At 47.9% G+C, this 20,378-nt stretch carries 17 protein-coding genes; 8 read left to right on the forward strand and 9 right to left on the reverse strand.

The features are described 5' to 3' along the window. Nucleotides 1–42: 42 nt before the first annotated feature. The 3 genes from AC58QD_RS28275 to AC58QD_RS28285 form a co-directional block, all read right to left on the reverse strand. The gene (locus AC58QD_RS28275) at nucleotides 43–1,383 is read right to left on the reverse strand and encodes a TrkH family potassium uptake protein (RefSeq protein ID WP_497338395.1); all 1,341 of its coding nucleotides are present in this window, start codon (nucleotides 1,381–1,383) and stop codon (nucleotides 43–45) included. Between the two features lie 139 nt (nucleotides 1,384–1,522). Further along, on the reverse strand, nucleotides 1,523–1,612 hold the full coding sequence (gene yjcZ, locus AC58QD_RS28280; protein WP_497338396.1) for a sporulation protein YjcZ: 90 nt from the start codon (nucleotides 1,610–1,612) through the stop codon (nucleotides 1,523–1,525). Nucleotides 1,613–1,719: 107 nt separating this feature from the next. Next, nucleotides 1,720–2,934 carry an MFS transporter gene (locus tag AC58QD_RS28285; RefSeq protein ID WP_497338397.1) on the reverse strand — a complete coding sequence of 405 codons (1,215 nt, stop codon included), beginning with the start codon at nucleotides 2,932–2,934 and terminating at the stop codon, nucleotides 1,720–1,722. Nucleotides 2,935–3,125: 191 nt separating this feature from the next. On the opposite strand from AC58QD_RS28285, the gene AC58QD_RS28290 reads away from it, so the two are divergent. The 8 genes from AC58QD_RS28290 to AC58QD_RS28325 all read left to right on the forward strand — a co-directional run bounded on the left by AC58QD_RS28290 (nucleotide 3,126) and on the right by AC58QD_RS28325 (nucleotide 11,432). Further along, nucleotides 3,126–3,560: a hypothetical protein gene (locus AC58QD_RS28290; protein WP_497338398.1), complete on the forward strand. Its 435-nt coding sequence runs from the start codon at nucleotides 3,126–3,128 to the stop codon at nucleotides 3,558–3,560. A gap of 60 nt (nucleotides 3,561–3,620) precedes the next feature. Continuing rightward, nucleotides 3,621–4,763, forward strand: a complete 1,143-nt coding sequence (locus tag AC58QD_RS28295) for a transglutaminase domain-containing protein (protein WP_497338399.1) — start codon at nucleotides 3,621–3,623, stop codon at nucleotides 4,761–4,763. 100 nt (nucleotides 4,764–4,863) lie between these two features. Beyond that, a complete protein-coding gene (locus AC58QD_RS28300; RefSeq protein ID WP_497338400.1) occupies nucleotides 4,864–5,598 on the forward strand; it encodes an HAD-IA family hydrolase in 735 nt (244 codons plus the stop codon). A gap of 17 nt (nucleotides 5,599–5,615) precedes the next feature. Next, the gene (locus tag AC58QD_RS28305; protein ID WP_497338401.1) at nucleotides 5,616–7,649 is read left to right on the forward strand and encodes a peptidoglycan D,D-transpeptidase FtsI family protein; all 2,034 of its coding nucleotides are present in this window, start codon (nucleotides 5,616–5,618) and stop codon (nucleotides 7,647–7,649) included. Nucleotides 7,650–7,853: 204 nt separating this feature from the next. Next, the gene (locus AC58QD_RS28310; protein WP_497338402.1) at nucleotides 7,854–8,813 is read left to right on the forward strand and encodes a metal ABC transporter solute-binding protein, Zn/Mn family; all 960 of its coding nucleotides are present in this window, start codon (nucleotides 7,854–7,856) and stop codon (nucleotides 8,811–8,813) included. 45 nt (nucleotides 8,814–8,858) lie between these two features. Next, nucleotides 8,859–9,620: a metal ABC transporter ATP-binding protein gene (locus AC58QD_RS28315; RefSeq protein WP_497338403.1), complete on the forward strand. Its 762-nt coding sequence runs from the start codon at nucleotides 8,859–8,861 to the stop codon at nucleotides 9,618–9,620. A gap of 7 nt (nucleotides 9,621–9,627) precedes the next feature. Then, nucleotides 9,628–10,557: a metal ABC transporter permease gene (locus tag AC58QD_RS28320; RefSeq protein WP_497338404.1), complete on the forward strand. Its 930-nt coding sequence runs from the start codon at nucleotides 9,628–9,630 to the stop codon at nucleotides 10,555–10,557. After that, nucleotides 10,554–11,432 (forward strand): metal ABC transporter permease, encoded by an 879-nt coding sequence (locus tag AC58QD_RS28325; protein WP_497338405.1) that lies wholly within the window; start codon nucleotides 10,554–10,556, stop codon nucleotides 11,430–11,432. Before AC58QD_RS28320 ends, AC58QD_RS28325 begins: the two co-directional genes overlap by 4 nt. A gap of 95 nt (nucleotides 11,433–11,527) precedes the next feature. On the opposite strand, the gene AC58QD_RS28330 is transcribed toward AC58QD_RS28325, so the two are convergent. The 6 genes from AC58QD_RS28330 to AC58QD_RS28355 all read right to left on the reverse strand — a co-directional run bounded on the left by AC58QD_RS28330 (nucleotide 11,528) and on the right by AC58QD_RS28355 (nucleotide 20,234). Continuing rightward, a complete protein-coding gene (locus AC58QD_RS28330; RefSeq protein WP_497338406.1) occupies nucleotides 11,528–13,837 on the reverse strand; it encodes an AraC family transcriptional regulator in 2,310 nt (769 codons plus the stop codon). 40 nt (nucleotides 13,838–13,877) lie between these two features. After that, nucleotides 13,878–14,705, reverse strand: coding sequence for a carbohydrate ABC transporter permease (locus tag AC58QD_RS28335; RefSeq protein ID WP_497338459.1), 828 nt, complete (start codon nucleotides 14,703–14,705; stop codon nucleotides 13,878–13,880). A gap of 79 nt (nucleotides 14,706–14,784) precedes the next feature. Next, a complete protein-coding gene (locus tag AC58QD_RS28340; protein ID WP_497338407.1) occupies nucleotides 14,785–15,690 on the reverse strand; it encodes an ABC transporter permease in 906 nt (301 codons plus the stop codon). A gap of 84 nt (nucleotides 15,691–15,774) precedes the next feature. Beyond that, nucleotides 15,775–17,358, reverse strand: a complete 1,584-nt coding sequence (locus tag AC58QD_RS28345) for an extracellular solute-binding protein (protein ID WP_497338408.1) — start codon at nucleotides 17,356–17,358, stop codon at nucleotides 15,775–15,777. Nucleotides 17,359–17,506: 148 nt separating this feature from the next. Continuing rightward, nucleotides 17,507–19,417: an FAD-dependent oxidoreductase gene (locus AC58QD_RS28350; RefSeq protein ID WP_497338409.1), complete on the reverse strand. Its 1,911-nt coding sequence runs from the start codon at nucleotides 19,415–19,417 to the stop codon at nucleotides 17,507–17,509. Continuing rightward, the gene (locus tag AC58QD_RS28355) at nucleotides 19,398–20,234 is read right to left on the reverse strand and encodes an FAD-dependent oxidoreductase (RefSeq protein ID WP_497338410.1); all 837 of its coding nucleotides are present in this window, start codon (nucleotides 20,232–20,234) and stop codon (nucleotides 19,398–19,400) included. The genes AC58QD_RS28350 and AC58QD_RS28355 overlap by 20 nt, the downstream gene beginning before the upstream one ends. Between the last annotated feature and the right edge of the window lie 144 nt (nucleotides 20,235–20,378).

Below are 20,378 nucleotides of genomic sequence, written 5' to 3' on the forward strand. Positions count from 1 at the left end.
TCCCAGGAAATGTCGCAGGATGTCGAACCGGCAGGAGACTCGTTATCCGATCATTATTTTTCCTTCGGGATGCCTGTACAAATCCTTTTTGATTCTTGGCTGCAGCGCGTAAGCTAAAGTCAACGGTCCAAGACGGCCAATAAACATGACGAAGATAATTAAGATTTTACCCGAAACCGTAAGCTGCTGAGTCAGTCCCATGCTTAGACCGACCGTTCCAAAAGCAGAAGTAGTCTCGAATAATATCATTAGAAAGGGCCGGTCTTGCGTCGTGGATAGAACCATAGCAGCAATGGTGACCATGAACACGGCCATAATCGTCAGCGTCGTTGCTTTGTACACTTGATCGGGGTTGATTCGATTCCGGAACAGAACGACATCCTCCTTGCCGCGCAGCATGGTGATAACCGCTCCTATCAGTATGGCGAACGTCGTAATCTTGATCCCGCCGCCCGTAGAACCAGGTGCTGCGCCGATGAACATCATGAGAACCATGAAGAACTGTGTTCCTTGTCTCATGCTTGCTATATCCACTGTATTCGTACCTGAAGAGCGTAGGCTGGTGGACTGGAAAAGGGAAGCAAGGATTTTACTGCCGTCGGGCAGCGGACCGAACGTTAATGGATTCGTATACTCGAATACGAATATGACGAGCGCTCCGATTGCTAACAGGATGCCTGATAGGGACAATACAACCTTGCTATGTAGAGAGAGCAGACGTGTTTTGCGGAATTCAATCAGATCAGACATAACGATGAAGCCAATTCCGCCGCAAATGACAAGAGCGATGGAGACGATATTCACGATAATACTGTCAACATAAGGCGTTAAGCTGCGAAATCCTCCCAGCAACTCAAAGCCTGCGTTATTGAATAGGGATACAGAATGAAAAATCCCGAAGTAGATCGACTTGCCCAGTGAAAACTCGTATGACCAATGAATGGTGTAGAAGAACGCTCCGATTCCTTCAATGGTTAGAGAGTAAAGCATAACTCGTCGAGCTAGCCGAACGATTCCTTCAATCGCGTTCTGATTCATCGCTTCTTTAAGCACGATTCGCTCTTTTAATGATATTCTTCTGCGAAGCAATATCGCGAACCAAGTTGCTGCGGTCATAAATCCGAGTCCGCCCAGCTGCATGAGAAAAAGGATGACAACTTGTCCGAACACTGTGAAGTCGTTCGCGGTATCCAAGACAACAAGCCCTGTGACACAAGCTGCTGAGGTGGCAGTGAACAACGCATCCAGAAAGCTCACTGTCTTGCCTTCAGGGGATGCAATCGGCAGTACTAGAAGTATGCTTCCAAGCAGGATGATCAATGCGAAACCGGCTGCCATAATTTTGGGCGGACTTAATTTAAGAAAGCTTGATAAGGCCTTCATCTTCTTTCACCTCGTATGCATGCAATAGTTACAGTTTATCGAAAATGAACCATTTTAGCCACATTTCCCTACATGGGGTGGATTAAAATCAAAAAAACCTGGCCGCAGCCAGGTTTCCTGTGTGCCTATTGGGGCTGTACTAGCACAAACAACCCATTGTCACGATTACCAGAAGGATAAAAAGGACGAGAATAAACGAAGTTGAATGAAAGTGATCAAAAGAAGACATTACTGTTCCCCTCCTCTCCAAGCTGGAGTGGTCTCCTAACACTACTATCTTATTGTGGAGTAGATGGGATGGACTGTGTATTTACCCATAGCCCGAAAATTGGGTGTTTATTGATGAAATACGGGTTTAATGGTTCGGAATTTGTGGGGTGACAGGAGCGACAAGGCTAACATCAGGAATAGAAAGGCTATGAAATAGGGACTTATAGATGTGCGCATTTGTCCTGCCAGAATGGGGCCGATGAAGGCTCCGATGGAAAAGGACACGGATAATAAGGAGAAGACTCTGCCATATCGACTAGAGCTGGAGACGGTCGCCAGTAAGGTGGCCATTGCAGGAAAGATGATCCCTTTAGACATTCCGATCAGGAATAAGGTGACTGTGAGAGGTAATGGCATTTTCACTGCCAGGCTGAAGAAACACATGGCAAGAGCCAGTGCTCCGCAAACGGTGCGTACGTAGGGAGAGAATCGATTCAGGAACAGCATGCTTAATGTGACGAGAGCGCCTATGCTAACCATGGAGAATAACAGCCCCGATGTCAGGATTGAATTCTGAGCAGCATTCATAAGCGGCAGCTCGAAGAACAAGATGCCCTGTGAACAGGAGATCGCCATCGGAATGCCGAAGAACAACCATGGAATCGCCCCTAACTCACTGCCTGCCCCCTTGCTGTCATCTCCGTTATTATGCGATAGAGCTGGAGAAGGGCCGTGTCCATGCCCGAACGTTTGCTTGTTCTCAATCGCCAGTTGTTCATTGGAATTCGGAACACGCCGGTTCTCGCGTAAACCGAACATGGCTAACACTCCGATGACTATTAGAGCCCAACCAAGGAAGTTGAAGGATGCTGTGAAGCCGTATTTCGCTACCAAATAAGCCCCAGCCGCGGGGGATACAACGGAGGCGAGCGTATGAACCAAGCCATTGCCGGCCATCAGCTTCCCTTGTTGTACACGATTCGTCCCTAACTTGGCAAGCATCGCCATACAAGCAGGGGAGAGAAAGGCGAGCACAAATCCGCTGATCGATCGAATCCATAACAGCTGCCAAGGATCGGTAACTCTGGATTGATAGAGCAGGATAATACCAGCACCTATTAAACTCAACAGGATAAACCATTTACTTCCATAGCGATCGACCCAAATGCCTGCCAACAGGTTGCCAGGGAGATGAGTAATGGAATATATACCCATAATCCAACCGATGAATGTCGGCGCAGCTCCTAGCGACAAGGCGAATGGAGTTAATATCGGATACTGAGCGTGAAGGTCAAAGAAAGCTACGAACATAAACAGGTATAGCCATATAGCTGTTTTCATTCAAGGATCACCCGTTTCCTTTCCGCTTTGTTTCTCTCAAACATGATGTGTTCTCCACTACTTGTACGTGATTGTCCGACAGGATATACCTTTTTTTGGACAAAGGGTAAAAAAAGCGTGATCATGTATGTTTTCGTATAGTATGATGGAGGTTGAAATGAGCATAATTGGTTAATGGAGAGGGTGGAGAAATGGATCAGCTTATTACATTTGTGCAAGATCGCTGGTTAGTCATTGTTGTTGCGATCGTTGTACTCTTTCTGGTCATCAAAATTGTCAAGACCGTTGTCAAATGGGTTATCGTGCTTGCTATTGTCGCAGGGCTGTTCTACTATGGAGCATCCTACACAGACGAGCTTAAAGAGATGGGGACACAGGCCTTAGCAACGGTCAAGGATGCAGCAGCATCGGCCAAAGAAGAGGCGCTTAAGACGTTGGCAGGGAAGGACGCCAAGTTCAAGACCAATCCAGACGGCACTTATACGGTCACATCGGGACAAGTTAAGCTGGAGGGCAAACCGGGGGCATCTGAGGTGAGCGTAAGTATTGCAGGAGCTCCATCCTTCAATATTGCACTCGACGACGCTGTAAAATCAGTCATTGAATCTGCCAAGAAGAACGGATAATACCGAAGTCCATGTTTATGACCATTGTTATAGACTTGGACTGCTGAAGGAGGAAAAGGATTGGACGACTTAGGGTGGAGTGGAGTGAACTTGATCTCTATTGCCATTGTGGTTCTTATAATAGCCTCTGTCGTACAAGGGTGCTTAAGAGGGGCTTCTAGTTCCGCGCAATCGTTCTTATTCTTCGCAGCCGAAGGAGTTATAACCGTAATAAGCATCGTGATGGCTTGGAAAATCGGGGAGTGGCTGTCTCCAATCATCAGGGATGCTCTAGTAGCGAAGAATATCATCATACCTAACGAAGATATGAGTTTCGTTCGCAAGATGTACTATACATTCATTACAGCAATCCGGGATTTCCCCTTGCTGCGCACAGGCACTTTATTCCTGATCGGGTACACGAGTGTAAAGCAGCTTTTGTATTGGATATGGAGGCAGTTCGTGCATGCATCCAAGTGGTTCAATCGGCCGCTGGAAGCCGGTTCTAGCCGAGCTCTATGGAGTAGCGGAGTTGGAGGGGGGATTGGCGCACTAATCGGAGCCGGAAGGTCTCTGATGTTAATTGCCGCTTTATTCGTGTTTACGACCTTGTTCCCGCAGACGGAGTTCGCTAATTACGTGCAATCCTCGGGAATATATGCTCAAGGAGCTTCGCAAGTAATTGCGCCTTTCAGTGGTGATTTCCTGGAGAAACAGCTGCCAGTGCTAACGAGAGCAGTCGGGCAAGAATATAAAAAGATTCTGCAACGCAAGTATGAGGTTGTAGATGCGAAGATCCCAACGGATATTGCCGAAGCGGCCAAAGTGATCGTGGCAGACAAACCAAATGATGAAGAAAAGGCGAGAGCGCTGTATCAATGGGTCGGCACACGAATTCAGTATGATTGGGATAAGGTAGAGCTTTACGAGACCAAGAGAATCTGGAAAGAGCAGACTCCGGAGGAAACGTTCGCGACACGGGAAGGCGTTTGCATTGATTACTCCAGACTATATGCCGTCATGGCAAGATCCGTTGGTCTCGAGGTTAAAGTAGTTACCGGTCAAGGCTATGATGGGCGAGGCGGTTACGGTCCGCATGCCTGGAACGAGGTGTTAATGAAGGACACCCAAACATGGATTCCGCTCGACTCGACATGGGTATCAAGTGGAGACAATTGGTTCAATTCACCTAACTTCGATAAAACGCATATTCGAGATGTATAATTCGATACACCCCAGACCGCAGTCCATGTGGAATGGGGTGTTCTATTTATGGTAAACTGAGTATAGGATTGTCACATAAAAAGGAGTTCTTAAATCCCCTATGCTTCTTAACCCTGCAAATGACTATAAAGCGGTTTTCTTCGACGCCGGAGATACCCTCTTAACCGTACCAGGAGCGCGTGAAACGATGCAACGTTACCTAGGCGAACGGTCGTTTCATCGAACGGCTGAACAGATTGGAGAACGCTTCGACTCGGCATTCCGTCTGCTCTACTATAATAAGCCAGTGCTTGGGAATGAGCTGTGCTCGCCGGAGTCGGACCGGGCTTTCTGGATTCAGCTCTATCAGCACATGCTTGGAGAGTTAGGCGCACCCGAACAAGTTGAGGAAGAAATCATTCATCGATGGTGCCATGAGATGTATGATCTGTTCGTTTCCCCCGAGCAATATGTTCTTTTTGATGATGTCCGTGAAACGCTGGAAGAGCTGCAACGACGGGGATATCGGATGGCCATCATCTCCAATTTTGCCCCGACCCTGCGCAACATCCTGGAATTTATGAAGATTGATCATTATTTCGACCCCATTATTGTCTCAACTGAAGTCGGTCTGGAGAAGCCGAATCCGGCTATCTTCAAGCTGGCGTTGGAACAATCCGGTATGAAGCCGGAGGAAGTGCTGTATGTAGGCGATCATGATCAGAATGATATATGGGCACCTAATCAAGTCGGTATACAAGCAATCAAAATCAAGCGGTACGCTTATCATTCAGGAGACGGCATCCACTCTCTGAGAGATTTGTGGCGGCAGAGCCCCAGTACCACTGCAGAGTAAGGAGTGAGCAGGCTAGCATGACCAGAGAAGATCCGTCCAAGGAAGAGATTACGAAGCACAGACATTTTTCATTTCGATTGAACTTTTTTTTCTTTAGTATTTTTTTGCTATTTTCCATCTTAATCGTGAGGCTGGCTCTGTTGCAATTTGTTGAAGGTAAGGCTCTGTCCGAGGAAGAGGGACGCATGAAGTCCATGAATCACTCGATTCCTTCGATCAGAGGCACTATATTTGATCAGAAGGAATATCCGATTGCCGAGTCGATATCCACCCAATCCTTGTTCTACACAATAGAACCAGGCAAGAAGGATAAGGATGCAATCGTGGAGTTGGCCAAGCGAATTGAAGCGATATTCAGGGATTACGGAGATCCCAAAAAACCAATGACCGCGCAAGAGATTATCAAAAAGATGGATGTCGGCTACGATCTTGACAAGAATACGACTCGCGAGCCAAGTCCTTACGCCGTTCCCCGCCGAATCAAAGCGGATTTAATCAACAGCGAGATTGCATTTATTTCCGAGCATAGAGATGAGCTGCCTGGAATCGAGATCCAAGAGGAGAGTATTCGACAGTATAACGATAAGACGATCGCGGTACAACTGGTCGGATACTTGAAATCTTTTTCAACCGCTAGAAGTGCTCAAGGGCGAGAGTTTTACCGTGAAAAAGCGAAATCCAATGATTTGACAGAGGATTATCTGGACTCGGAGGATGTAGGCTTTGATGGCATAGAATTTATGTACCAGACGGAGCTGCGCGGCAAAAACGGAGTAAAAACGTATCCAGTAAACGCAGCGCAAAAAATCGTGGGCCCTGTCTCCCTAATTAAGCCTGAGAAAGGGAACAATCTGTATTTGACAATAAATAAAGATGTTCAGTTGGAAACCGAGAATGCCATCGTGGAGCATCTGGCCTATATACGCAATCCTGCTCGGGATCGTTGGAGCTATGCACCTAACGCGACAACAGGTTACGCGGTAGCGATGGAAGTAGATACAGGTAAAGTGGTGGCGATGGCCAGCATGCCTGATTACAACCCCAATGTCTGGAAGGGCGGAATTAGTCAAGACGACTACAACAATCTGCAATTTTTCTTTGGAAATGGGACGATTAGTGAAGTAAGGCCGCCTTATAAAGATCAGAAGGAGCTTAACAAGCATCCAACTTCTCTTGTTTATCTTGGTTCAACAATCAAGCCGCTCACGATTTTACTTGGCCTGAATGAGAAGCTGATGGGGATTAATGAAATATATAATGATACTGGGATTTTTTATTACGGGAAAGATAATAATGCCAAGTTGTCCAACTCAGACGGCAAAGCTTGGGGGCCGATTAATGCGCAGAAAGCGATTCAGCATTCTTCCAATACTTATATGTCTGCCATGGTAGGGAACCGTTTATATTTCAGGCCTAACTCTAATGGACTCGAGGTTTGGAACAATTACATGGAGCGTTTCGGTCTAGGCGTCGTCACGGGGAGCGGTTTGCTGGGCGAATCAGCAGGCATCAAGGAATATGATGCAACCAATAAGTTGTATGGACCGCAGGCCGCGCTTATTCCAGCATCATGGGGTCAGATGGGAAAGTATACAGCTTTGCAGCTAGCGCAATTTGTAACTATGCTAGGCAATAGAGGCGAGCGATTAAAGCCGCAATTCGTGGACAAAATCACTTCTTATGATGGGCAGCCGATCAAACAATTTACAAAAGAAGTATTAAGCAAAGAGACATTCCCGAAAGAATATTGGGATGTTCTCCAGAACGGTATGGAGCTGGTAGGTAAGCAAGGATTCGAAGGTTTCCCTTACCGGGTAGCTTCCAAGACAGGTACATCGACCCAATCGGTTGCAGGGAAAGAAATAGATAATGCAGTTTTCATAGCCTATGCGCCTGCAGAGAAACCGAAGCTTGCGGTGGCGGTTATTATTCCTGAGGGTGGATTCGGATCCTACGGAGCGGCGCCAATCGCGCGCAGGATGTTCGATGCATACGATAAGGAATACGGTTTATACGGAGTGCCGAACCCTAATGCAGGGATCAGGGAATAGGTTTGAAAAAGAAGTCTCTCGTCGTTTGTTGACGAGGGCTTCTTTTTTGCCAAAATAAAATGTTGCACAAGAGAAACATTTTTGTGTATAATAAAAAAATAAGGATAACGACAACAAGTGAGGTTGTACGCAACTTTTAGGACATAGGGAAACATCATGGGTGCAAGATTAAGTCAAAGAGAATGCTCAGGGGAGAGATATCAAATGAAGAAGAAGAGTAAGCTAAGTTCATCAATGAAACGATTTATTTGGGGAATGTTATACTTGAGTGTTGCCTTGTCCGTTGTTGCAGGCTGCGCGAACTCTCAGGCCACGTTTCAGAGCGGGGACGACAAGGTTAAGATTACAACAACAATCGGAATGATTGCTGATATAACCAAGCAAGTAGGCGGCGACCATGTGGAAGTGGTCAGCTTGATGAAATCCGGAGTGGATCCGCATCTGTACAAAGCAACACAAGGAGACATCAGCAAGCTGAACAAAGCAGATCTGATCTTTTATAACGGTCTCCACCTTGAAGGTAAAATGGGCGAAATCTTGGAGAAAATGAACAAGAATAAACCGACCATTGCGGTTTCGCGAAATATAGAGGCATCGAAGCTTCTTGCCGTAGCGAATTCAACGGATCATGACCCCCATATCTGGTTCGACGTGCGCAATTGGATGAGTGCTACAGAGGTCATTCGGGATGAGCTGGTGAAAATCGACGCTGCTCATGCTGAACAGTACAAAGCTAACGCTAGCGCATATCTGAAACAACTGCAGGCGCTCCATGAGGAAGTAAAAACCAACATTGCAAGCATTCCAAAAGCAAGCAGAGTACTTGTCACGGCTCATGATGCATTCGGCTACTTCGGAGCCGCTTATGATATTCAGGTCATGGGATTACAGGGTATCAGTACCGCGTCTGAAGCAGGATTGAAGGATGTAACCGATTTAAGGGACTACCTCGTAAATAATAAAATAAAAGCCGTATTCGTGGAATCCAGTATTCCTAAGAAAACGATTCAAGCTGTAGTTGACGGGGCCAAGGAAAAAGGGCATGACGTCAAGATAGGCGGAGAATTATTCTCAGATGCTATGGGTGCTGAAGGCACCGTAGAAGGCACATATATCGGGATGGTTAAGCATAATGTGGATACAATCGTGAAAGCACTGAAGTAATCTAAGAGCAGACAATGAGTCGACATATAGAGAGGAGCAACAATCATGGGGCAAATTCCTTTATCCATTCAAGGGCTGACCGTAGCCTATCAGAAAAAGCCAGTGTTAGAAGATATAAGCATAAGTGTGCCGGAAGGCAAATTGATCGGGATTGTTGGGCCGAATGGAGCTGGCAAGTCTACTCTAATTAAGGCTGCTCTTGGACTTATTCCTTCGGTTACTGGAGATGTACGTATATATGGACGGCCCTATGCGGAGCAGCGGCGGTTGATCGGATATGTGCCGCAGCGCGAGTCGGTGGACTGGGATTTTCCTACGAATGCTCTGGATGTAGTTATGATGGGGCGTTACGGTCATTTGGGTTGGTTCAAACGTCCAGGCGCGGCTGAGCGCAAAATAGCGATGGAGTGTCTGGAGAAGGTAGGAATGGCAGACTTGGCCGGGAGACAAATCAGTCAATTGTCAGGCGGTCAACAACAGCGTATATTCCTGGCGCGCGCGCTTGCTCAGGATGCCAAATTATATTTGATGGATGAGCCGTTTGTAGGTGTCGATGCTGCAACTGAGAAGGCCATTATTACCTTGCTTAATGAACTGAAGCAGCAAGGAAAGACGGTGCTGGTTGTACATCATGACTTATCTACTGTGAAGGAATATTTTGATTGGGTATTGTTGCTCAATGTGAAGGTCATGCAGTTTGGTCCTACTGAGGAAGTATTCACTAAGGATCATTTACAAAAAACGTACGGGGGTCGGCTCACTATTCTGGATCGTGAAGAAGAACCGCTGATCTTAAACTCGAGGTGATGAACAGATGAACTGGTTCGATTTATTGAAGGATCCCAATGCACAGTGGATCTTAATGGCCAGCCTTCTGCTCGGGCTCAGCAGCGGCGTGCTTGGAAGCTTCGCTTACTTGCGCAAGCAAAGCTTGATGGGCGATGCGCTGGCTCATGCCGCTCTGCCTGGTATTTGCATAGCCTTTATGTTGACAGGCTCTAAGAATATATTTTTCTTCTTGATAGGTGCTGCGGTGGCGGGGTTGATTGCTACATTCGGCATTGGCTATATTACACGGAACTCTCGCATCAAACAGGATAGCGCGCTTGGGTTGGTACTATCTGTTTTCTTCGGAATTGGAATCGTCTTGCTTACGCAAATTCAACACGGAGGCAGCGGGAATCAGAGCGGGCTGGATAAATTCCTGTTCGGTCAAGCGGCGGGAATGGTACATTCAGACGTCATAACGATGGTTGTGATCTCGGGCTTGCTCGTTGGGTTATGTGCGTTATTGTTCAAAGAATTCAAGCTGCTTAGCTTCGATGCCGGTTTCGCCAGAGGAATGGGATTTCCGATCGCTATGCTGGATCAACTATTAATGTTCCTGATCGTCGTAGCCGTTGTGGTAGGTATTCAAGCTGTTGGAGTCGTATTGATGGCTGCCATGTTGATTACTCCAGCCGTGTCGGCTCGCTATTGGACAGAGCGGCTAGGCGTAATGGTAGTGCTTGCCGGATTATTCGGAGCGCTGAGCGGGGTTATGGGAACTTTTTTGAGCTCCTTGGTTAATAATCTGCCTACAGGTCCGTTGACTGTACTGTCGGCTACACTGTGGTTCGTAATCTCCGTTCTTTTCGCCCCTCGACGCGGAGTGGTAGCAAAGATGCTGTTGCGACTATCGGTAAAGCGGGATGTTAGTCTTGAGATGGAGCAGCGTCGTGGGAAGGAGGGCGGTTCCGTATGAGTGATTTCTGGATTATATTAACCGGAGCACTTGTGGCGAGTGGATGCGGAATTCTCGGTTGCTTCCTCATTCTGAGGAAGATGGCTATGATCGGGGATGCCATTAGTCATTCCGTGCTTCCGGGAATCGTCATCGCATTCCTGATAAGCGGGTCACGAGATTCCTTCTGGATGCTGCTCGGAGCTTCACTGATTGGCTTGTTGACGGTGTTCTTGATCCAGCTGTTCCACCAGAATGGAGTGCAATCGGACGCTTCGATCGGCGTTGTATTCACCGCCATGTTCTCCATCGGAGTTGTGCTCGTCAGCTTGTTCACAAGCAAAGTCGACTTGGATCTGGATTGTGTCTTGTACGGAGAGATCGCTTTCGTTCAGTTGGATACATTGACTATGTTCGGAGTGGATGTGGGGCCGAAGGCAATCTGGGTGTTAGGTGTAGCCTTGCTGCTGAGCATAAGTGTAATCGGGCTGTTCTACAAACAGTTCAAGCTTTGTGCCTTCGACCCTGCCCTGGCAGCCGCCTTGGGTATACCCGTGGCGTTGTTCCACTACATGCTGATGGGACTCGTATCGGTGACAACCGTTGCATCTTTTGAGAGCGTAGGTGCTATTCTCGTTGTAGGCATGCTTATCGTGCCTGCGGCCACGGCGTACTTATTGACGGAGCGCTTGAGTGTAATGATCCTCTACAGTGTACTGATCGGGATTACCAGCTCTGTCGTGGGGTATATGGTTGCTTTCTATCTGGATGCTTCGATCGCAGGCTGTATGGTTACTGTAGCAGGAGTCATCTTCGTGCTCGCGTTCTTGTTCTCACCAAGTCATGGCGTGGTATGGAAGAAGAGGCGCCGTCAACAAGTGGTGCGCGAGGCTTGATGGTTGTACGGTAAGGAGCAGCAGAATAAGCAAGAGCCCTAGCCTAAGGCTGGGGCTCTTGCTTATGTGACGTATGCTTAGGCCGATCAAGGACCTTAATATTTACTACTCTCCCTATAAGCGCTTGGAGTGACTCCTTCATACTTTTTGAATAGTCGTATAAAGGTGCTGATGCTATAGAAGCCGACCAAATCGCATATATCTTTGATCAGGATTTCCTCATTCTGAAGCAGCATCATCGCTTTTTTTACACGCAGCTTATTGATGTAATCGGTTAATGTGTCCCCAACCTGCTCTTTAAAGTAACGTGACAAATAAGAGGGATGAATATCAAATTTATCCGAAATCGTAGTAATAGACAGGTTGTGATCACGGTATTCTTGATTAATGAACTCCAGCACATTCTCCTTGAGGCGGAAGTTATGACTTTTCTTTTTGGCATGCACGTGATCGCATACTTTTCCCAGAAACACGATCATCCGGTCCCTCATAGCCGAGACAGCTACGCCGTTCATCAGCTCTTCGATGGCCTTCATGTTATCCTCGTACAGCTCGGTTTGGTCCAGATTCACTTCGATCGCGGCCTTCATCATCGTACTGATAATGTCGAACATCAGGCAGCGAACCATCTCGATCGACAAGCTTTGTTGGGAGAGATTGCGGGTGATGACCTCATCGAGAATGCTTTTGGCGTGCTCGAAATCTCCAGCTTTTACGTGGTTAATCAACTGCTGTTCATTCTCGAGAGAGTAAATATAGGAGCGGTTGAAGCTCTGAATCTGATCGTAAAAAATAATCGTTTGGGTCCCAAAAAGCATTTTGTATTCCATCGCATCCATAGCTTCCTGGTAAGCGGCAGGCAGCTCAGAGACAGACCTGCGGATGGTACTCACCGATACAGTAAACAAAATATGGAATCGGCTGCCAATGAACCGTTGGGCCTCTTCCGTTATACGGGTCAGCTCCTGCTTCGCCTCCTCAGGTGAGGTGTCGCCATTCAGGTTAATCATACAAGCGAGCATCTCATCGACCTCGATCATCCAGCCCTGGTGCTGCTGCCCGACCATTTCCTCTACTATATTCGATAGGATCAGCTGGACGAATTCCCGCTTCTTCTCCGCATCCGTTTCTTCCTTTCGGAAGAATCCGCTAAAATCCTCCAAGTAGAACAACAGCACGGCGAAATGATCTGACCGCAGTTTCAAACCATACTCCGCCATGACTTCAAGAACAGGAAAGTCCTGTTCCGTTCGTCCCTTGAGTATTCGAACGAGCAAATTCGAGCGAAGCACATTTTTCTGTTTCTCCATCATCCGGTTCATCTGGTTGTTGATGTCCATCGTATTCTCGATCGCTTCTTCCAAATAATCGTATTCATTGCCTGCTACACCAAGGTCTATCTTGGAGCGCGCTGCTACGGAACGGACAAGCTGCTGAAGCGGGTAATAATTGCGTTTGGCGAGCAGAATGGCAAGAACGGCCCCAATCGCTAAGGCGATGAACAGCGTTAACACGGTTAGGTTGCGTACGTATTCGGCTTTCTGGCTGTACAAGCGCGAGGGAAGGACATACACATATTTCCAGTTTGTGCTTTTAGATTGAATATAGGAAATGACCACCTCTTGGCCATCCCATTGACGATGAAGAGTTCCGGTATCGCCGATCATGCCGTCGAACCTGTGAGTCACCTCTTTGGTCTGCTCCGATGTAGCAAGAAGCTGATTAGCTCCATTCAATATGTACACTTTCCCTTGATTGTAAGATTGGATGTTCTGCATGGCAGCGAGCAGACGCTGATCATTTAACTCAATAACTAGTGTAGCCATAGGGTTGTTGCGTTCTTCAAAAGGTAAAGATTGAGCGAATATGATTCCTTTTGGTGCCTGTCCTTCCCCAGTTTGCATGTTGAAAAATTGCCCTCGATACGACTGAGCCAAGAAAAGCTTCCATTCCTCGTAAGTGAGACCAGAGCCTGCTTGCATCATGTTATAGTACATTGCGGTTTCATAGTAAGAGGATTCCGTCAACACGAAATCGCTTTTGTGGAAGTAAAGATAGAAGCGGTTATAGTACCGGTTGGAGCTATTGTACACCTTGAAATCGGCTAAAGCTTGCACCATGGCTATACGATCCTCAGCACCGATTGTGCCCTGCGTTCGCATAAGTTGGCGGACCTTGGAATTAGTCGAGATCACCTCGCTTAAACGATAGGCATATTCGATCTGATTATCAATATCTTGCTGGAGCTGCGATAAGAGCGACTTGTTGGCGCGGTTGATCTCATCTTCAATGACGTTACGGGTCTGAAAATAAGTAACAAGCATCATAGCAATCGGAATTAACAGAACGATCGCATATGACCGAAGCCATCTTGCTCTTACGCTGTTTATTTTCAGACCGAACACTGACATCACACTCCGCTGCCTTTTTCGTGTAGCCTATCCGTTAACCTTTGATTGAACCTATCATAACACCTTTCACGAAGTACTTCTGCATAAAAGGGTAAATGAACAGGATCGGCAAGGTAGCCACCATGATGGTAGCATATTTAATGCTCTCCCCGACGGATTCGATCTCACCTGCCGACGCTTGACTGGTCATGTACTCGGTACTGTTCTGGATCAGAATCTCGCGGAGGATGAGTTGAAGCGGGAACAAATCGCGATCTCTGAGATATAACATGGAAGAGAACCAGGCATTCCAATGGTGAACCCCATAGAACAGAACCATTACAGCCATGACAGGAAGAGAGAGCGGAACAACGATTCTCGCAAGGATAGTGAAATCATTGGCCCCGTCCATCTTGGCTGATTCGACCAGACTCTCCGGTATGGAAGCGAAGGATGTGCGCAGAATGATTAAATTCCAGGTAGAGATCGCCCCAGGTATAATAAGCGCGAACAAACTGTTGCCCATGTGCAGCCAATTGTTCACGAGCAAGTAGGAAGGAATCATGCCTCCCGAGAAAAACATCGTAAATACAATGAGCAGCATTAACGTGTTCGTCCAAGGAACCCCTTTGCGTGACAGCACATAAGCACCCATACTGGTCAGAATTAAGTTAATCGTTGTGCCCACGGCAACGACGAATAACGTGTTCGCATATCCGCGAATAATATTCGGATTCTGAAAGACGAGCTTGTAAGCCCCCCAAGTAAAACCCTCCGGCCACAGCAGTATTCCCGTATGGGTCATGAGCAGCTTGGAGTCGCTGAAGGAAGACATGAGCACATATACGAAAGGATACAAAGTGATTACGACCATCGAGATCATGAACAAAGTGTTAAACCACTGGAACGCGGTTTCTCCGGTGCTTCTGCGTATTGTGTTTAGTTGCACTTGAATTTCCCCTTTACCATAAGCTGCTATCGCTCAATTTGCGACTAATCTTGTTGGCTATGATGAGCAGCAGGAAATTGAGTGCCGATTGGAACAATCCTACGGCTGTAGCATAGCTGAATTCGAATGATGCGCCGAGACCTTTTCGGTACACGAATGTATTAATTACGTCAGCGGTTACATAAGTGTTGGGATTGTATAAAAGAATGATTTTCTCGAACCCGACGTCAAGCATATGGCCGATCTTCAGAATGAACAAAATAATAATAATGGGCGCAATGCCAGGCAGTGTTATGTTCAGGGTTTGCTTCCACTTGCCTGCTCCGTCGATCCGGGAAGCCTCATACAGCTCGGGATTGATCCCGGTAATGGCAGCGAGATAGATGATGGAACCCCACCCTACGCTTTGCCAGATGTCCGAGACAATATAGATCGCGCGAAAATATTCGGGGTGCGACAGCAGCGCCGTCCGCTCCATCCCAAGCCAAACAAGCAGATCCATGATGACGCCTTCTCTTGCTACGAACTGGGTGATCATCCCGCAAATCACAATGAGTGAGATGAAATGGGGGAGATAAGTAATCGTTTGCACGGCTCTCTTGAAGAAGCGGCCACCGATTTCATTAATCAAGAGCGCGAATATGATAGGCGCCGGAAAGGCGAACAAGAGCTGATATACGTTCAGCAGCAAAGTATTTTTGAGCAGCCGCCAGAAATAATAGCTTTCAAAAAAAGCCGTGAAATGCTTGAACCCTACCCAGGGGCTGTCCAGGAACCCTTGCGCAACTCTGTAATCCTTAAAGGCAATGATGGCTCCATACATGGGAGCATAATGGAATAAAGCGTAATAGACGACAACGGGCAGGATCATGAAGTATAAGTATTTATGTTTGCGGTAATCCAGCAGGAAGCTTCTCATGAGGCACTCTCCAATCTGTATCGGAAAAAGAATTCAGGCAGGGCATGATAGGAGCTAGTAGCCCTGCCTGAAGCAGATCTGATTCTATTTACGCTTGTTATAACGCTCAAGCGCGCTTTGTTTGATTGCAATCGCTCGTTCAATTTTGAGAGTCTTTAGCTGGGCAACATACTTGTCATAATTAGTAAGCGGCTCTGCGCCCATAATGAACTTCAGGAACATTTCGCTCTGATAGGTGTTAACCTCGGCCATGATAGCAGACAGCTCGCTTGCTTCCGCTGATGTAGGCGTAACGCGCGGCATCATGTTCGCGGTAGCGTTTTTCTGATGACGGCTGAATATAACAGACGCGTCCTTCTGACTCTTGAAGACGTAATATTGATCGATGTAACGGTCGTCACCGACTAATCCAGGGGCGGGGGTAGACACCCTCAAATATTTGGACATGGCCTCGCCAACAGATAGCTTATCCGGATTTTTCAATATCAGATCTGTATACTTAGGGTAACCATTCACCATCGTGTAAGTTTGACCTTCTACTCCGAATGACTTCAGCATGTGTCCCTCGTTGGAGTAGTGGTAATCCAACCATTTGGCCGTCTCTGCCGGGAATTTGTTCGAAGGAGTAATACCTGCGCTGCCGCCCCCGCGGTAATCGTAAGGCTTGTTAATGAAACGCGGCTCTTCACCTTTGCGAAGCACTGGATATGGTGCTCCCGCAAGATCATACTTTCCTTGCGCGGCGTTCAAATATTTGCCCATCCCGCTGCCGATGAAGGCGAAAAACGCGCCGGAGCTTCCGTTTGCTGCTTTGGCATCGAAGGACTTGGCATCCTGCGTGGCAAAATCAGGGTCTAGCAGACCTTCCTTGTACCAAGCATTCATCTGGGTCAAATAGTTTTTGTAGTTCTGCTCATAAGGTCCATACTTGACTTTTCCATTCTCCTGATAAAATTCCCAACCGATACCATACGGGCCATTGAACAATTCGCGGTTGAAGTCAGATAGCTTCATCGTAAGAGGTGTCTTGGCATTCTTCTTTTCTTTGAACTGGCGCAGCACATTCGTCCAGTCATCCATCGTTTCCGGTACAGCCAGACCGAGCTCATCTAACCAGTCTTTGCGGAGAATCATCCCTCCGGATACGGAGTTGTTGCCAATCCCGATTCCTGGGAACACGTAGATAGTCCCGTCATCGGTGCTGATCTCTTTCTTCATATCGGGATGCTCATCCAGATACTTTTTCAAGTTAGGCGCATTTTTGTCAATAATGTCATTGAGTTTGATTAAAACTTTGTCGGAGATCGCCTTCTCAGGACCCCCTGGATATGTTGTAAAGTCTCTTTCAATGATATCCGGCAAGTTCCCGGAGGCGATCAACAAATTGAATTGTTCATTCTCGCTGCCGACTGCTGGATGCTGGAACTCGATTTTGACATTCGTCTTTTTCTCCAACTCTTGATAAAACAAAGCTTCGCCATAGTTCTTCAAAGATCGGGTCGCATCTGCAGGAATCCCTGTCCAGTAAGAAAGCTTGACTGGCCCCGATGCCGTTGGTTGGGCGCTAGTGGAAGTAGTTGTACCCTTGTTGTTGTCGGATGAACAGCCTGCCAGCAGGCTTCCCGTTAATGCTATGGATAAAGAATATACGGTTAATTGTTTTTTCAATCTCAAGACCTCCATTGTGTATGTTGGACCATCAGTATTAGATCGAAGGATAGGCGTCACATGGAGCCTACCTCCTGAGTATACTCCGAACAAGCTGCAAAGCTATTAGCAATGTTCCAGATGCCTTTGCAATTGATGACAATTCTGGTTATTGGGACGTAGTAGCCGAATATTGCGTTTGCCACGAGGCAATTATATTTCGCGCGATTCCGCGGACAGTATTTGCCATATCGTAGCTTACATCCCTGGATGGCTTCAGGGTTACATGAACGGTAAAGGCAGGGTCCTCTACAATCGGGACTATCGTTTGCAGGATGTCGCTGCGTACTTCTGGATGACGATCAGCGATGCGGAACAATGCCATCAAGGAGAAGGTGAAGTATTGGAAAAAATATTCATCATTATGATTAATGAATTCCACGTCCGTAGACAGGTTGATGAATTGTCCCCGGCTTTGCATAATTTGCAAAAGCTCTGGTACGATCTCCGCGTCGCCAAGCTTACCTAACAGGTAAATGGAGGCGTACCCCCTTACTTGGTTGTATTTGCGGCTTGTTTTGGGAACGAACGTATCACGCTCTCTCATACATTCCCTAAGCACAGGGATGGCTGCTTTATCGCCTTGCAGAGCTAGTGCAAAAGCACTGTGCTTGCGCAAATGCTCCCGATCAGGGGCTGAGTCGCTCATCCATTCGTTAAGAGATGCGTTGATAGCTGAACCGATTCTTCTGGCAGACCAGATCGCGACTCCCGGCTTGTCGCTGGCTAGTCCCTCTTTGATCAGCTCGTGATCTGTTAACCATACGAGACTTATATTCGATTCATCATCTTGAGTAGTCATGCCATTCTTCATCCCTACGTTATTGGAGGAACGCAGACAACCCGTTTCCAGCAGCAGCGGACGGAGCTGCTCATAAGGGACGCTGCGAAGCGGCAGTTCTTGACTCAGGGCGACGTAGGCAGCAAGTGCAGCGGCTTCGCCGCATTTCTGCATGTCACGCTTCATCCGCACGCAAGCAGCCAGATCATGATCAATGGCAATCGATCGGCCAGCTACGAGGACGTTGTCGTAGCCTTTGGGGATGAGTGCGCCTAACGGAATAGGCACGGATAGATTGAGGCCCCATAGACTGGCTGCGACCGCCCAGTCCTGTTGCAAATCGCTCTCGAAGGCTATGTCTTTGCCGTGATTGTCTACGTTGGAGTAGGCATACAGGAGCGGTTCTTGAGATTGCCGATCCGCTAACAGGTCTGCGAATGTAACCTGCTCTTCACCGAGAATGAATCGTCCTTCCCGAATGCCAAGCTGCGGAGCAAGCTTCAAAAATTTCCTCGATTCCTCGAATCGGTCGGGCATATGGGTGAATATACAGGCGGATTGCATGATGGCTTGTGTTAGGTCTTCCTCGTTCGTCTGATTTACGTAACCAGAGTCCGTATAGAAAGGTTGGACCCAGTCATCCTTTAAAGCGATCAAGGGATGGGAGAACGGCTGCATTTTACCGTCCATCTGTCTGCCGCCCATGTGCATCGCTGCGCCCATGATAGCGCAAACCTCAGCTTCTCCGGAAGCATCGATCAGGATCCGGCAGCCAGCTTCTTGTATACCGCTCGGGCCGATCCAGCGTACACCGCATAAGGTCGTACCTTCCATGTAAACTCCGATTACGGCGCTTTCATATTGAACCGTTACTCCGGCATCCAAGGCTCTACGCTCGAGCACGTATTTCTTGACTTCAGCGTTTGTCCCGCGTGCTTTTGTGTAACCGATCCCCTCAAGCTGTTTCGTCTCTTCATCGATCGATTCGAACAATCCTCCCTTGGAGCCGAAATAATAGCCCACAATCGCTCCGATTGTTCCTGCCCCGCCCATTGCGTTAAGACGCTCCAATCCAAGCACGTGAAGTCCTTTGTTAGCGGCTGTAATGGCTGAGATTGCCCCTGCGGTGCCCAGACCGACAACAATTACATCGAAGTTAAGGGAAAAAGCGTCCTTTGTTGCATCTCTCTTTACCTCTGCAGAAACAACAGCTCCTTGCTCACGCTGAAGCAGATTCATGCTGCAACACCTCTTCTCCGTAATGGTAGCCTTCTTCCAACGCATGCAGCGGATTGTCGAACACACATGACGGCATCCATATCCAACCCTCTCCAAGCTGCTCGAGTCGAGTTGGCGGCTGAATGGCGAACTCGTCAGCTATCGCGGCGATAGTCCAAGGGATCAGCGCTTCCGGTCTTGCTTCCCAATAGTGATGGAGCTCGTACCTGGCTTCATCCCAGGTGGCCGAGGCATCGATCGGAAACCGCAAGTACGACTCTGAAGCGAACAATCCGGCGGTGATGCGATCCGCAAACGCTTCCGGGATGCGCGGTTCGCTGGCTGATGCTGCATCTGCCCGATGGAGCACGGCTCCGATGAACTTGGACCCGAGCGGGAAACGTCCTGTCGCAGATCGGCATTCCGATGTAGTGTCAATGATGCGGTTAGCTTGGATCCGGCGTATACCTGATGCATCGAATAGAGTTACCTCGTAGCCGTGGTCTGGTCGCGGCTTCACCTCTACGATCTCAGTCATTAAACGGATCGACTGTCGCGAATCAAGCAGCAGCTTGTGAACGGTTGGCGCCATGCCTCCCAGGTGAACCCCGCCGTTCTCGGTCAACAAGTTGCGGTCGAGCCATTGCTCGCGCAATTGCTCCGTTAGCGGGAGCTGCGGCGTACGGCTCCAGGTATGACCTGGGCTATAGCTGTTGATGAATTCATGTCCAACCAGCGTTGTCCGCTCCACCAGTAATCCTTGCGCTCCTAAGCGCTGGGCTAACCCGATTCCAGCGAATGTGGCGCCGATCACCAGCACCTCTATAGTGTCTTTCATGCTGGCCCTCCCTCGTTGTGAAATGTATTGGTTTTAGCGATTTCGGCTTCAGTATAGGGAGTGGAGAGCCAGGGTTACAAGCTGCAATTCGCTTCCGGCTGCTCATTTCATGACCATGTCATCACATGGAAAGAGTTGACGGAA

The sequence above is a fragment of the Paenibacillus sp. J2R1T-4 genome (assembly GCF_059692235.1).

Coding starts and splice junctions, on each gene's coding strand:
- AC58QD_RS28275 (WP_497338395.1), bottom strand. CDS start 1,383: ATGAAGGCCTTATCAAGCTTTCTTAAATTAAGTCCGCCCAAAATTATG.
- yjcZ (WP_497338396.1), bottom strand. CDS start 1,612: ATGTCTTCTTTTGATCACTTTCATTCAACTTCGTTTATTCTCGTCCTT.
- AC58QD_RS28285 (WP_497338397.1), bottom strand. CDS start 2,934: ATGAAAACAGCTATATGGCTATACCTGTTTATGTTCGTAGCTTTCTTT.
- AC58QD_RS28290 (WP_497338398.1), top strand. CDS start 3,126: ATGGATCAGCTTATTACATTTGTGCAAGATCGCTGGTTAGTCATTGTT.
- AC58QD_RS28300 (WP_497338400.1), top strand. CDS start 4,864: ATGCTTCTTAACCCTGCAAATGACTATAAAGCGGTTTTCTTCGACGCC.
- AC58QD_RS28305 (WP_497338401.1), top strand. CDS start 5,616: ATGACCAGAGAAGATCCGTCCAAGGAAGAGATTACGAAGCACAGACAT.
- AC58QD_RS28310 (WP_497338402.1), top strand. CDS start 7,854: ATGAAGAAGAAGAGTAAGCTAAGTTCATCAATGAAACGATTTATTTGG.
- AC58QD_RS28315 (WP_497338403.1), top strand. CDS start 8,859: ATGGGGCAAATTCCTTTATCCATTCAAGGGCTGACCGTAGCCTATCAG.
- AC58QD_RS28320 (WP_497338404.1), top strand. CDS start 9,628: ATGAACTGGTTCGATTTATTGAAGGATCCCAATGCACAGTGGATCTTA.
- AC58QD_RS28325 (WP_497338405.1), top strand. CDS start 10,554: ATGAGTGATTTCTGGATTATATTAACCGGAGCACTTGTGGCGAGTGGA.
- AC58QD_RS28335 (WP_497338459.1), bottom strand. CDS start 14,705: ATGATCTCGATGGTCGTAATCACTTTGTATCCTTTCGTATATGTGCTC.
- AC58QD_RS28340 (WP_497338407.1), bottom strand. CDS start 15,690: ATGAGAAGCTTCCTGCTGGATTACCGCAAACATAAATACTTATACTTC.
- AC58QD_RS28350 (WP_497338409.1), bottom strand. CDS start 19,417: ATGAATCTGCTTCAGCGTGAGCAAGGAGCTGTTGTTTCTGCAGAGGTA.
- AC58QD_RS28355 (WP_497338410.1), bottom strand. CDS start 20,234: ATGAAAGACACTATAGAGGTGCTGGTGATCGGCGCCACATTCGCTGGA.